Here is a 13,336-nt window from a genome sequence, read left to right as displayed (position 1 = left end):
GAAAAGGAGGAGAAGGGATAATTTAGAATGATGATGTTTGTGGAGACACAAACATTGGCGGCGACCGACCACGTAGTGGTCAAATATGGGTAGCCCCGAGTGATCCCGAGCTATCGGGAGAAACTCGGGGACAAGAAGAATAAGAAGATTCCGGTTTTTGGCCGAGGAAATTCAAATCGGGAATTAAGGTTTCCGCCAAAAATAGGGAAATTCAAACCATGGAATTTTGAAATATCCAGCTTCTGGAGAAGCAGGATAACAGAAATATAGTAGCGGCCTGTCTTTTGTTTTAATTGCCACCTGCTTTAGCTGGTGGTTCTAGGAAAACAATCCGCATTCTAGGCTTTAGCCAAAAGAAATGAAAAATTTAAAATGAGGAAATAAACATTGCCGATATACAAGACTTTAGCTTCATTCATCATTCTTTTTTATCTCTGTGCCCCCGGGGTCCTCGCAGGTAACCATTCGGTAAATGAAATATTCAGCTTCTGGAGAAGCAGGATAACGGAGCCCCTCCCATTACGATACCATCGTGTCAATTGGGGCAAAAGAAAATATCCTGCTTCTGGAGAAGCAGGATAACCCGGAAACTTTGAAGAGGCACACACATTGTCGGAATGTAGGACTTTAGCTTCATTCATAATTCCTCATTTTACCTAGGTTCTCTGCGTTCTCAAAGGTAAAAATACCTCCTTTGCGATACTTCTCCCCTGATCAGTATGCAGCCTTATCATGGGGTTTTCTTAATTTAAGTTTCCTTCCTGACAAGTGGTGGTCTGAATTTTTCTGCAAATGGCCCATCCCACATAATTCAAAATGACCACCTTCATGTTCGTAGTCATGTTGGTAGTGATGGAGATTTTCTAAGACAGTGTGGTCGATCATGTTGGCATTGCTGAAGTCAATTCGGATGGTCTTTTCCCTTGGTAGTGCATCTAATGATTTTTTCAGTTTGATGTAATTACTGAAAACCGCAGAATGAAATACATCTACAGTGTAAACCTCCTCATTGACAGTCACGGTAAACAAGGGCTTGAATATGTATTTGATGGGAAGTCCATTGATCAGATGGATGATGATTTTGGTCAGGATACCCACTCCGATTCCGATCAATAAATCTGTTGCCAAAGTAAATATGATGGTGATAAGGAAGATGGCAAGTTGCTCTTTTCCTATTTTGTAAGTACTGTAGAAAGATTGTGGAGAAGCCAATTTGAATCCGGTATAGACTAGCATAGCAGCCAAAGCCGCTAAGGGAATTTGGTGGATCAGCATGGGGAAAAAGGCCACAAAGATCAAGAGGAAGCCTCCGTGAAAGAAGTTCGCCCATGAGGTTTTGCCCCCGTTATTGACATTCGCCGAACTCCTGACGATTTCAGAGATCATCGGAAGTCCCCCGATAAAGCCTGCAAGGGTATTTCCAATACCTACTCCCACTAAGTCTTTGTTCATATTGGATTTTCTTTTGAAGGGATCTAATCCATCTATGGCCTTGGAACTCAATAAGGATTCTAAACTTCCCACCAAGGCAAACATGATGATGTACTTGATTGACACCATTGAAAATAATTGGGAGAAATCAGGGAAAGTGACAGCAGAAAGCAGGTTGTTGGGCAATGTCACGAGGAATTTTGGCCCGATGGTGTATTCATGTCCATCCAAAAACAGGTAACTGTGCTCATGCTCCAGGTCAAAATACCTTCCGATCGGAATCGCAATCAGGATGACCAACAAAGGGGCAGGTACCATCCTGAGGTATTTATTTTTGATCAATGGGAATGTAAACAAGATCAACAAACTGATAAATCCGATCAAGGCAATTTCGGGATTGAGTTCAGTAAATGCGTGGGGAAGTTCTGCAAAAAGCTCCAGAGTTTCACTTGAATCGGTTTTGACACCGATCATGGTAAACAATTGCTTGGCGATAATGATAATCCCTATCGCAGCCAACATTCCGTGGACTGCTGCCGAAGGGAAAAAATCAGCCAAAACTCCTGATTTTATCCATCCAAATATAACCTGCAAGATCCCGGATGCCACAACTACGGCAAGTGTTAGTTTATATCCGAGCATCGGATCACCCTGTCCGAGTTCTGTTACTGCGCCGAGTGCAATGATAATCAAGCCAGCTGCCGGACCTTTGATGGTCAGTTGCGAACCGCCAAGGAAGGTGACCACCGTGCCACCAATAATTGCCGTGAAAATACCGGCTACAGGAGGAAATCCTGATGCCATAGATACCCCTAGACAAAGGGGAAGTGCAATCAGGAATACAAGAAACCCGGAAGTCAGGTCTGCCCTCCAGTTTTGTTTGAGACCAGCGATGCCAGTCAAGGGGGTTTGAAATTTGAAAGTTTTCATGGTAGCGGCCTAAGAAGATTTGAGTGCTTTTTCGTGGTAATTTTTAATGTGAGGGCCTAGGAATAGGCGGGAATAAATCCGGATAAGGGCAATGCCGCCGATGATAAAACTCGCAGAGTCGAAGAAGGCGAGCAGGTATTGGTCCTCCCGGATATGGCTGAAGATCAAATCCACCCCGATGAAGGTGGGTGAGATGGGAAAGGCCATCAACCCCAAAGTGGCAATCAGAAATACCAATGCCTGAATTCTGTATTCATAGACATGACCATAATATTGATTGAGGTCAAAGAATCCGGGCTCTTTTCTCCTTAGATATTCCAATATCCCATATCCCAAAACCCCGAATACAATCACTCCACTGAGATAGATTAATATCTGTTTGTAATCAAAGGTCTCGTTGAAGGAAATGGCAAGTGCAATCCAGAAATGGTTTGCCATGACGAGCATCCATGCCAGTCTTGGATATTTCCGCTCCGAAAATGCCTTGAATACCATCATCATTCCGATGAAGGCAAAAGTTCCGGGGATGAATTCCTGAATTCCTTCAGTCAAGTATTCCTGGTGGAAATAGAGGAACAGCCCGATGCCATACGCGGGTAAGAAATAAATAAGGAGATTTTTTGGAGTCAGAAAATCCAATTTACCTCCGATCTTTTTGATCAGCGAAAACACCCATTTATTCATAAAAACATCCAGGTTCCATTCCTTAAGTGACAGGATAAAAAGGCTGTATTCCAGACGTTTTGGAAAGGTATCTTCTACTGTAACCTCCTTAGGTTTGAAATGGTAAAACTGGTCCCTGATCATGTATGCCACTACGGATGGCGAGACTAAAAGCTGATAAGTTCTGAGGAAGGCATTGCCTGCAAAGTGGATCAAGGCCAATACCTGCAGTCCCAAAGCGACTTCAATAAACATGATCCCGATCTGTGCAATGGAAGCATAAGCAATCTGGGACTTGATGGAAGACTGCACGCGTGCAATAGGATAAGCCACCAAAGTGGTGACTAACCCAAGCAGCCCTATCAGAATCCTCGCTGTAACTTGATTCTCCCAAAAGGGAAATGTCCTGAGCAAAAGGAAGACACCAAAGTGAACCGAAAGCGATCCGTAGAAGATGGCACTCGATGGCGTCGGACCCTCCATTGCCCTTGGCAACCAGGAAGAAAACGGAAGTTGTGCAGACTTTGCGGCAGCTGCCACGAGGATTCCAAGAGCAATAAATAAGCCTATTCCTCCATGTTGGGAGAGGTGTTCGATGACAAATTGTTCGTTGTTCAGTTTCAGAAAGGTGATGTTTTCATGCCAGAGATGATGGCTTGCCCACATGGCGAGGATGATCCCAATGTCCCCGATCCGGTAAATCGAAAACACCTTTACAGCATTCCTGACCGGCAAGTACCTGTTGCGGTAAAAGGCAATCAACAGGAATGAGGATATACCCAACATCTCCCATCCGATAAACAATGTCTCGAAGTTTCCTGCAAGAACTGTCAGGTTGTAAGCGAGGTAAAAGAAAAGGATGGAGTTGAAGAAGCGCTTGTATCCTTCTTCCAGGTGCAGGTAATATTTGCTATACCTTGTGATGAGAAAGGTGACAAATGCCCCCACAAAGAGATATACCGCTGTAACTTTGTCAAAATAGAAGTCGATCAAAAACTCGTAGTCATGATGGCTGTATAAGGCAAATTCAGAGATATTGACGGGCTTCCCTCGGAGGATGATAATCCAATAACCGATATATGCTAAAATAGAAGCTAGCTGTAGACTGATGGTGAAGAATGCCATCCGGGAAAGCATGACTTCATTTTTTTCCGAGATCAGTAGGGACAACAGAAATCCAACCAATGGAATGATTACAAAGCTGCTGATGATGATTTGGTTTTCCATGATTAGCTCAGCAGGTAGACAGGTAGATTTTCGGAAGTTGATACCAAGAGCTCATCCAGATTTTGAATCTTTTCAATCTGCCTTGCAAGTGGTTGATAAGAAATAAACTTACCTCCTTTAAAAAGGAATGCTTCTTTGGTTTTAGGATGAATGGCCACCAATCTCACCCATTCGTTGGCAAACCATTCGTAGGTTGTGTCATGGGTTTTGATTGTTTTGAGCACTATATCCGGAAAATGCTCGACTGTGATCAGGATGCGCAGCGGATCATGGATGTTGACCATCTGCTTGGGTAATCCCGGTCTCAGGTCGCCGTCCAACCCATTTGCCACTCCTATCAGGCCCATGACATTGTGGGGGAGTTTGCTGCCTGCACCCAGCCGCTGATTGTCCACACTTGAGAAATAATATTCGAGATTGATGCCTCCGCAGACTGGAGCAACGGCTTTGACGATATTCAACAAGTAATTTCCTTCAGGATCGATGCCGTAGTCATAGGAATTGAGGAAGGCTCTTTTGTCCAAAAACAAGTGCTTGTTGTTTTCCCTTTTCCCGATCACGCACAGGGCATTGGTCGCATGGTTCCATTCAGGCCGTGGCTCAAATAATGACAAAGCCCTCAGCTTGACTTTTTCATGGACCTTTGCAGCTTCCTGACTTGAGTCTATGGTATCAAATCTTCTCGATCTCTCTTTGGCATTGTAGTCCAAAGCGATTCCAAAAGTCTGAAGGTTATTCTGGTGACGGAGCACATTGTCCTGAGTCAATACATCAAGGTCATAAAACTCCATCTCATCCCTAGTCGTGTCATGCAATCCACCCACAAATTGTGTTGTGGTAGGGATCGAAATCCCTCTTTCTTCCAGACCTTTTCTGACTTCGGGATGGTTGCCAAAGTAAGCACCAACCCGGGCATTGACCGAACCTGCTCGGCCGCTACATGCGCCACAGTCATAGCCGGCATAGTGGGTATTGTTGACCGAGCTCGCACCATGACCAAAGATGTACACCAAGGGAGCGAAGTCCTTGACCAGTCCTATGCCTTTGAGCAATCCTTCTAAGCTGTTGGTCATTTCTTCCAAAGTAAATCCTACCTGAAGGCCATGGTATTTTTGGTCAGGAGATTTACATTCGATACTCAGTTTTCCATTTGGATCCATATGGCTGAAGGATGAAACCATAGCAGGAGTAGGCCCGGGGCGGAAGATGTTTTTGGCCATTTTGGCTGCTGATAGAAATCCCATCGTCTGAGAGATCGCCCAACCACCGAATATTCCCTTGGTGTGCTTGCTGAAATGGGAATCTTTTTCATGCCTGAGTTTTGCCTCCGATTCACGGATGACATGGATAGGGGTGACCGGTGCAGGACATACTTTGGTCATGAACTTGCTGTGCTCGGGCTGGAAGAAAAAGGGGATATTGAAAAAACCCGCAGTACCAAATGTCTGACAATCAGGAGCAAAACGCTCGATATACCTCCTGATGGAACAGCACCTGTCGTCTATACAAAATACAGCCTGAAATGAGGTTTCTCCCTTTTTCAAATCCTGCTCATGGCTAAGTTGAAGTCCCCGGATGACTTGGTCAAAATAAGTCCATTCAAAAGCTTCCTGCCAAAGTTTGAGAACTTCGTAGTATTCCTTTTCTTCTGTTTTAGTCAAAATCGGAAGGAGGTACTCAGGCAGGTATTTGGCCAATGGATCCCAATTGTCTCCCAGTCTTCTGTCAAGGGCATCAATCTCCAAGAGGCACTCTATGAAAATCAGGTCATGGAGACTGATTGTTTTTTTGTCCAACAAGCTCTGAGGTTGATGTTCCAGTACCGCTACCATGCCCGACCAACCCGGATGGGCAAATTGCTGGTCAAAGAGATATTGTCTGAAGTATACTTTGCTTCCAACCAAAATGTCGAGAAGGTCTTCTAGCTTGGTTTTGGGGTCGAGGAGGAAATTTTTGGCCCGTTGGGATTTAAAAAGACTGGAAAAACTGTTGGATTCGAGATTTCGGACGGCAGCTACAAAACCTTTGGAAGGAACCGGGAATTTCCAAATCGCGATGCCTTGATCTAGGTAACTTCCCAGCATCCGGAACAGCGTTGTGTGTGTTTCCTTGTCTAGGTTGACATGGTGGTGGTTTTTCCAAACTATTCGCAACCTGCCCACAATGGCTTCCGGCTGATTTTTATATTTTTTGTGGAGCAGGACATCCTTCCATTTGGCAGCTTCTTTCGGACCTTTGTGAGAAAGGATCACCCGGTCCAGAATATCCTCATTAATTTTGTTTTTGGCATACAAGTCCCTGAAAGATTCCACGGAGAGGTAAGTTTTGTAGCCAAAATTTTCCGCTGTAGTCTGAAGCGCCTCATGGAAGGGAAGATGCTGAAAAGCATGGAGGGTATTATGGTGAACAAAGTCCTTTAATGGGGATTGCGCAGGCAGGAAATGACCGAGCTCATGCAATATATGCTGAAGGTCAGATGACACGTGTGGCGTCATTTTTCTAATTTTAGAAGGATGAAATTTATGGGAAGATTGGGCGGAGATAAATTTGCGCCAGATAATATGGCCTTATTTAAGGCAAAAAATTATGCTAAATGAACTCTAAGACTATGGAATAAAATATATAGCGGGGATTTACCTTCAATGGAAGGGATTTTTAAAGACTGGTTTGCAGCGCCAGAAATCCGAAAATATCGGGCAGCAAACAATGTTTTTCCACTATTTAAAGCAAAATCTATACTGGATTCAGATTCGGATTTCTCTTCTTTCTCTTCTTTTTCAAATGTAATGAGGTCGGCAAGTTGAAGAAATTCGAAAGTAGGACAAGGGGTAGAAACTTTGGTATTGCTTATTTCATAAAAAGTAGCTTCATAATCAGCTTTGCCGAAATTGGAAAAATGGACAAAATGAAATCCTATCATCAGAAATACCCCCAACAAAATAGGCTGCAAAGCGCTTTTTGTGAAAGTGAAACCAAAAAGGAAATTTTTTGTCATGATTTTCAAAATCAAGTACGAAATTTAGTGTTTTCGGAAATCAAATCCGCCTAAAATTGCATAAAAGAAATTTGGCGATTTTCGAGAATATAAAAGTACAGGATTTGAAAATCTCCTTTTGTGCCAAATATTACAAATTATATCAGCAACCCTCTTTTTTGGTTTTGCCATGGATTTTATGAAAGAGGTAATTTTTATAAAACGAATAAAGAAAATAAAAGCACACTTTTTGTATACTATTGTTCCTTTGCTTAAATAATTTGATTAGTGTTTAGTGGGTTTGAAAAAGATATATTCCATTTGATGTCGTAATCATAAATAGGAATGCTGATTCAAATTTCTTGCATGTTATCCTCGTATTGGTGAACTTTCCTTTAAGATGAAAATATTATTTACCCAGGTCAGTTACCTGATCAAAAATAAACCTGATAGGCGCAATTTAAAACTGTTGCTAAAACTGTCATTTGTTCTTTTGTGTATAGTGCTTGCCTTTACCATTATCTTCCATTTGCTGATGCTGCGGGAGGGCCGGGACTTTTCATGGGTCACAGGATTTTATTGGACGCTGACAGTGATGTCCACATTGGGATTTGGAGACATTACTTTCACGAGTGATTGGGGTCGGTTTTTCAGTATTGTGGTATTGATCACCGGGATGCTGTTTTTGTTGATTCTCTTCCCCTTTACTTTTATCAATTTTTTTTATGCCCCTTGGATGAAGGCCCAGGAGCAATCCAGAGTGCCTAAGCATTTGCCGGAAGATTTCAAAGGACATGTGATATTGACCCAGTTTGACCCTGTGACAGAAGCCTTGATCAAAAAACTCAATAGAATCCAGTTCCCCTATGTGGTATTGGTACAGGATTTTACTGAGGGGTTGCGGTTGAGGGAATTGAATATCAATGTGATGCTTGGAGATTTGGAGGATCCCCAGACTTATGTAAAACTTAATGTCCAACATGCCGCATTGGTAGCCACAACTTCCAAAGATATTGTCAATACAAGTGTCGCATTCACCGTACGGGGGATCAGCGAAACTGTCCCGATCATTGCGACCTGCAATGAGGAAGCATCGGAAGATATCCTGCGCTTGGCAGGAGCTAACCATGTACTAAGGCTGGGAGAAAACATGGGTTTGTTTTTGGCAAGAAGAGCTAGCGGAGGAGATGCGGCAGCACAAGTTATTGGTAAATTTGAGGAATTAAATATTGCGGAAGCTTCTGTGTCAGGGTCTTCTTTGGTAGGTAAAACAATAGGTGAAAGCAAACTCCGGGAAAATGTCGGCGTGAGCGTGCTAGGAGTTTGGGAAAGAGGAAAATTCCAAGCCTCCCAACTGGAAACGCTTATTTCGGAATCGACAGTTTTGGTCTTGGCAGGTACAGAGGTGCAAATCCAGGCTTACAATAAAAAGTATGCTGTCAAGCAAAAAATTGCCGCTCCACTGGTAATTCTTGGTGGAGGAAGAGTCGGAAGGGCTACAGGGAATGCCTTGGCCGCAAGAGGACTAGACTATAGGATAATTGAAAAACTTCCAAGTCGGGTGAAAGATTCTGAAAAATATATCCTCGGAGATGCCGGAGATTATGATATACTCGAAAAAGCAGGAATTGAAACTGCACCTTGCGTGATTGTTTCTACTCATGAAGATGATGTCAATGTCTATCTGACGATTTACTGCAGAAAACTCAGACCGGATATCCAAGTCATTACCCGTGCTACATTGGAGAGGAACCTCGCAACCATGCACAGGGCAGGTGCAGATTTTGTATTGTCTTATGCCTCTATGGGTGCGAATGCGATATTGAACCTGCTCAAAAAGAGTGATACCCTGATGGTGGCTGAAGGATTAGACTTACTGAAGGTTAGAGTTCCTGCCCAACTCGTCGGTCAGTCCATAGCCGAAACAAGTATCAGGAAGGAGACAGGCTGTACCATCATTGCCATCAAAACAAAGGATTCATTGGAAGTTAATCCTGACCCTTCTTCGCTATTACCTCAAGATGCTGAAATCATCCTCATAGGTACGGTAGACGCAGAAGATAAATTTTTTAAGGAATATGGTGTTTGATTGGCTAAAATGAAGAGATTTCTGAATAGAATTTTTGGGGTTTTAAAGGTAAATTCAAAGTAAAATTGGAGCCAAATGGAATTTATAGACTACTATAAAATTTTAGAAATAGATAAAAAAGCTTCACCCGATGATATCAAAAAGGCATACCGGAAGCTCGCCCGGAAATACCATCCGGACCTCAATCCCAATGACAAAAGTGCGGAAGGTAAGTTCAAACAAGTCAACGAAGCCAATGAAGTCCTGAGCGATCCTGAGAAAAGGAAAAAATACGACCAATACGGAAAGGATTGGAAGCATGCCGAGGAGTTTGAAAAAGCCGGACAAGGACAGTCACGGCCTAAGGGTCAGAGTAGTAATAGGGCATATTCGGGACATTACACGGAAGAGGACTTTTCAGATTTTTTCAGTTCTATGTTTGGAGGAGGCGGCAGGTCTCAAAGTTCGGGCAGGGAAAATGTAAAATACAAAGGAGCGGATTACAAATCTGAACTCCACCTCAAGCTCTCGGATGTCTACCAAAGTCAAAAACAAACCTTGACTGTGGACGGGAAAAATATCCGATTGACCATCCCGGCGGGAGTAGAGGATGGGCAGACTATCAAGATCCGAGGCTACGGCGGAGAAGGGATGAACGGCGGACCTAAAGGCGATCTCTTTATCCAGTTTGTGATCAAAAACGATACTGACTTTGTGAGGGAAGGGAATGATTTGTATGCCAAAGTCAATATAGACTTGTATTCCGCGATTTTGGGAGGTGAAATCATGGTTCCCACGATGGATGGGAAAGTCAAACTCAAACTCAGCCCTGGAACCCAAAGCGACACCAAAGTCAGGCTCAAGGGCAAAGGCTTTCCTGTTTACAAAGAAGAAGGCAAATTTGGTGACCTCTATGTCACCTACAAGATAGAAATCCCAAAAACCATCTCTGCAGCCGAAAAAGCGCTTTTTGAACAATTATCCAAACTCAGAAACCATGGAGACAACTAACTACATTAGCATTCAGGCTTTTTGCCAATACCATGGGATAGAATCCAGGTTGATTTTTACCTTCCAAGAACTTGGTTTGGTGAAAATCGTCCAACAAGAAGCCGATTATTACCTGGAAGATGATACACTTTCCCGATTGGAACAGATCGTCAGGCTTTACAAGGACTTGGATCTCAGTCCGGAGGGAATTGATGTGGTAGTTGGATTATTGGCTAAAATTGAAAAGCTTCAAGAAGAAAACCAATTGCTAGTCAGGAAATTGAAAATGTTGGAATAGTAGATTTCTTCAACCTACTACCCCAAATAAATAACTCATTTTGACTTTGGAAGGCATTTTCACGCATTGGCATGTCACTTCATTTGACTTCAGCTTCCACCTTCCAAATATACTCCGCACCGGCGCGGTATTCTTCAGCAGTTTGCAGGTGTTCCATCATCAGCGGGACCTCGGGAAATTTTTTCATTTCTGTAAGAAAAACCCGATAATCCATTTGTCCAAGTCCCGGTCTGATTTCGGCAAATTGAGGCATATCAGTTGGCTCTTTGAGAATTAGGTCTTTGGCATGGCAACTCTTGATATTGGCGCCAAGTTTTTTGAAACAGTCTTTGATCAGGTCACCGTTGCGGTAGAAGACAGCAGGACTGACGACCATATTTACTGGGTCAAGGTGGACTGCAAAAGCTTTTCGGTCTATTGCTTTGATTAGCCTTAAATAAGCATCCGCTGACTCTGGGAAGACCCAAGGCATGGCTTCTAAAGTGTAAAAAGTGTTTTTTGGTTTGACCTCATCGATGATTTTCCTCGTGGTCTCTACGATTTGGTCAAAGGTATCCTCCGAAAAGTTTTCCATATGAGGCCCCTTCCAGTCTGTTACATTTTTTGACCCAGCAATGTTGACGCAGCATTTGGCTTCGATCTGATCTGCAAGTTCCAGTGATGCCACACATTTTTCAAAGGCTTCTTTGGCTGTTTTCTTATCAGGGCTGATTGGGTTGGACCATGCCCCAACTTCCGAAATGAGGATGTCACCCTTATCAGCCGCTTTTTTGTAAGCCTTGATTTCATTTTTGTCTGCCTGAAGACTTACCGGACAATATGCCGCTCGGTAACCGGTATTTTTTACTGCTGTCACCCAAGTGTCAGGTGAATCATATTTTTCAAATAAAGGTCCTCCTAGCCGAAGTTTACTTTTGGCTTTGAAATCAGATCCGTTTGAGGGAAAAGCAGCTAAAAGTCCTGATCCTAAAATGGACAGAGATGTCACTTTGGAGAATGTGCGTCTGTTCATGGCTTTTGGTTTTAATTCACCGTGAAATCACGATATTATCTAAGGGAAAATTCCTTTCCAATTTTCGGTAAATTAATTTTAAATCAACTTTATTTGAATGAATTAATTTATAATTTAAAAAATGAATTGGAGGTTTTTTTTAGTTTTTATCTGTTGTCAACTGTTCTTCCTCACCTTCAGGGTAGTGGCGCAAGAAAAAGATACACTTTTTCTCCGAAATGGGCAGATCATGATCGGGAAACTGAACAGCATCAGTCTCGGCATTATCCAATTTGATGACATGGACCTTTCTGTCCAAAATGTAAAGTACCACAAAATCAAAACCATCAAGGCAGGTATGGCCACCTACCGGATTCAGACCATAGATCAAGCCGTTTATTATGGCGTTTTGAAACCTTCCCCGAATTATGGAGAGGTGATTGTGGATGACGGGGTGGTGTCAAAGACCTATCCCATTGTAAATATTTTCAACCTGGTTTCTTTGGAAAAAAAATTCATCAAAAAAATCAAGGGAACTATTGCCCTCGGCTATTCCTATACCAAATCGAGTGATATCGGCAGGACCAATATTGATTGGAATTTAAATTTTACAGAGCAAAAATACCAGGTAGAGTTTGTGGGGTCCTTTATTTATACCAATAACCAGAGCGTAAAAACAAGGGACCGTGAATCCGTGGGCTTGGGTGGTTACTACAACCTCAATACCGTGCTTGTGGCCGGCTTGGGGCTAAATTACCAGAGAAATATAGAGTTGGGATTGGCAAGCCGTATCCAACAGGTGGTTGGGTTTGGCCGAAGGTTTTTATTTAGACCCAACCTTCAGGGAACGTTGATTTCGGGATTTGTAATCAACCAAGAAAAGAGTTTAGAGGGTAATTCATCAGGTAATCTTTATGAGATTCCACTCCAATTCAAGTTGGATTATTTCCATTATGCTGCACCCAACCTTTCCTTTACAGTTTTTCCTAAAGCATTCTTTGGTTTGAAACAGGATGGAAGAAAAAGATTTGACGGGGAGACGAGGGTCAATTGGGAAGTGATCAATAACCTGGATCTGGGGCTTCAGTTCTACGCCAGTTATGACAATCAGGCCCTCGCAGGAAGCAACACCAATTTTGACTACGGTATCGTTTTTAATGTGGGGTATAAGTTTAAGTAAGCTGATTTTTACCCTTTCCTAAATTTTTTAAACCGCAATGGTCGCCAAGGTTTCGCGAAGTGCGCAAATTGGTTTTGATTTTTTTACCACGGTTCTCGGAGGACACAGAGAATGGGAAGAATTAAAAACAAGGTTTGAAAAGGGAAAAAACTTCACCTTGTCATTTCGAACGTAGAGAGAAATCTATCATCCCGTTATCCTGCTTCTCCAGAAGCCGGATTTGCCAATGTTTGTATCCCCACAAACATTCCATAAAATTTTACCGCAATGGTCGCCAAGGTTTTGCGAAGTGCGCAAATTGGATTTGATTTTTTGCCACATAGGACACTGAGAGCACGGAGGAAATATTTAAGAGGAGAAAAGACCCCAACGAGGTCAAATCTTGAATGGCCCCGGGTGCTCCCGATAGCGGGATTACTCGGGGCTACCAATATTTGACCCTGCTTCCGGCAGGCAGGCACTATGGGATAATTCGACGCCGTTGGTTTCATACGGTTTGGAAATATCAGCACTGAAAGTGCGAAATATCCTAGCGATGGGTGAAGCCCATCGTTATCATGTGGAATGGTTTCAACCAAGCCCTT

General features: G+C 42.9%; 11 protein-coding genes. 4 read left to right on the top strand and 7 right to left on the bottom strand.

Annotated features, from left to right (window positions below; translation table 11 throughout):
- Positions 1-428: 428 nt before the first annotated feature.
- The 5 genes from M3O96_RS21505 to M3O96_RS21485 form a co-directional block, all read right to left on the bottom strand.
- Entirely contained in the window at positions 429-641 is a 213-nt protein-coding gene (locus tag M3O96_RS21505; RefSeq protein WP_249725042.1) for a hypothetical protein, read from the bottom strand.
- 73 nt (positions 642-714) lie between these two features.
- Positions 715-2,361 carry a SulP family inorganic anion transporter gene (locus tag M3O96_RS21500; RefSeq protein WP_249725039.1) on the bottom strand — a complete coding sequence of 549 codons (1,647 nt, stop codon included), beginning with the start codon at positions 2,359-2,361 and terminating at the stop codon, positions 715-717.
- A gap of 9 nt (positions 2,362-2,370) precedes the next feature.
- Complete coding sequence (locus tag M3O96_RS21495) at positions 2,371-4,251, bottom strand: proton-conducting transporter transmembrane domain-containing protein (protein ID WP_249725026.1); 1,881 nt, start codon at positions 4,249-4,251, stop codon at positions 2,371-2,373.
- A 2-nt stretch (positions 4,252-4,253) separates the two neighbouring features.
- A complete protein-coding gene (locus M3O96_RS21490; RefSeq protein WP_249725023.1) occupies positions 4,254-6,746 on the bottom strand; it encodes a YbcC family protein in 2,493 nt (830 codons plus the stop codon).
- An 89-nt stretch (positions 6,747-6,835) separates the two neighbouring features.
- Positions 6,836-7,246, bottom strand: a complete 411-nt coding sequence (locus tag M3O96_RS21485) for a hypothetical protein (protein WP_249725020.1) — start codon at positions 7,244-7,246, stop codon at positions 6,836-6,838.
- Positions 7,247-7,625: 379 nt separating this feature from the next.
- Here M3O96_RS21485 and M3O96_RS21480 point away from each other — a divergent pair, with 379 nt between their 5' ends.
- The 3 genes from M3O96_RS21480 (at position 7,626) to M3O96_RS21470 (ending at position 10,581) form a co-directional block, all read left to right on the top strand.
- Positions 7,626-9,314: a potassium channel family protein gene (locus M3O96_RS21480; protein ID WP_249725017.1), complete on the top strand. Its 1,689-nt coding sequence runs from the start codon at positions 7,626-7,628 to the stop codon at positions 9,312-9,314.
- A 75-nt stretch (positions 9,315-9,389) separates the two neighbouring features.
- Entirely contained in the window at positions 9,390-10,304 is a 915-nt protein-coding gene (locus M3O96_RS21475) for a DnaJ C-terminal domain-containing protein (protein ID WP_249725002.1), read from the top strand.
- Positions 10,291-10,581 carry a chaperone modulator CbpM gene (locus M3O96_RS21470; RefSeq protein WP_249724984.1) on the top strand — a complete coding sequence of 97 codons (291 nt, stop codon included), beginning with the start codon at positions 10,291-10,293 and terminating at the stop codon, positions 10,579-10,581. The genes M3O96_RS21475 and M3O96_RS21470 overlap by 14 nt, the downstream gene beginning before the upstream one ends.
- A 79-nt stretch (positions 10,582-10,660) precedes the next feature.
- On the opposite strand, the gene M3O96_RS21465 is transcribed toward M3O96_RS21470, so the two are convergent.
- Positions 10,661-11,593 (bottom strand): sugar phosphate isomerase/epimerase family protein, encoded by a 933-nt coding sequence (locus M3O96_RS21465; RefSeq protein ID WP_249724981.1) that lies wholly within the window; start codon positions 11,591-11,593, stop codon positions 10,661-10,663.
- 121 nt (positions 11,594-11,714) lie between these two features.
- On the opposite strand from M3O96_RS21465, the gene M3O96_RS21460 reads away from it, so the two are divergent.
- Positions 11,715-12,752 (top strand): DUF481 domain-containing protein, encoded by a 1,038-nt coding sequence (locus M3O96_RS21460; protein WP_249724978.1) that lies wholly within the window; start codon positions 11,715-11,717, stop codon positions 12,750-12,752.
- A gap of 194 nt (positions 12,753-12,946) precedes the next feature.
- Here M3O96_RS21460 and M3O96_RS21455 read toward each other — a convergent pair.
- On the bottom strand, positions 12,947-13,336 hold a 390-nt coding region (locus M3O96_RS21455), incomplete at its 5' end, for a hypothetical protein (protein WP_249724976.1).

Origin of the sequence: Aquiflexum sp. TKW24L (genome assembly GCF_023502205.1) — a bacterium.
Lineage (GTDB): Bacteria > Bacteroidota > Bacteroidia > Cytophagales > Cyclobacteriaceae > Cognataquiflexum.
Note: the sequence above shows the minus strand (reverse complement) of the source record. Positions and strands in the feature narration are given on the sequence as shown.

Bases quoted from the DNA above. Each gene is read 5' to 3' on its own strand.
- M3O96_RS21480 (WP_249725017.1), top strand. From the start codon at position 7,626: ATGAAAATATTATTTACCCAGGTCAGTTACCTGATCAAAAATAAACCT.
- M3O96_RS21485 (WP_249725020.1), bottom strand. From the start codon at position 7,246: ATGACAAAAAATTTCCTTTTTGGTTTCACTTTCACAAAAAGCGCTTTG.
- M3O96_RS21495 (WP_249725026.1), bottom strand. From the start codon at position 4,251: ATGGAAAACCAAATCATCATCAGCAGCTTTGTAATCATTCCATTGGTT.
- M3O96_RS21475 (WP_249725002.1), top strand. From the start codon at position 9,390: ATGGAATTTATAGACTACTATAAAATTTTAGAAATAGATAAAAAAGCT.
- M3O96_RS21470 (WP_249724984.1), top strand. From the start codon at position 10,291: ATGGAGACAACTAACTACATTAGCATTCAGGCTTTTTGCCAATACCAT.
- M3O96_RS21500 (WP_249725039.1), bottom strand. From the start codon at position 2,361: ATGAAAACTTTCAAATTTCAAACCCCCTTGACTGGCATCGCTGGTCTC.
- M3O96_RS21505 (WP_249725042.1), bottom strand. From the start codon at position 641: ATGAATGAAGCTAAAGTCCTACATTCCGACAATGTGTGTGCCTCTTCA.
- M3O96_RS21465 (WP_249724981.1), bottom strand. From the start codon at position 11,593: ATGAACAGACGCACATTCTCCAAAGTGACATCTCTGTCCATTTTAGGA.
- M3O96_RS21490 (WP_249725023.1), bottom strand. From the start codon at position 6,746: ATGACGCCACACGTGTCATCTGACCTTCAGCATATATTGCATGAGCTC.
- M3O96_RS21460 (WP_249724978.1), top strand. From the start codon at position 11,715: ATGAATTGGAGGTTTTTTTTAGTTTTTATCTGTTGTCAACTGTTCTTC.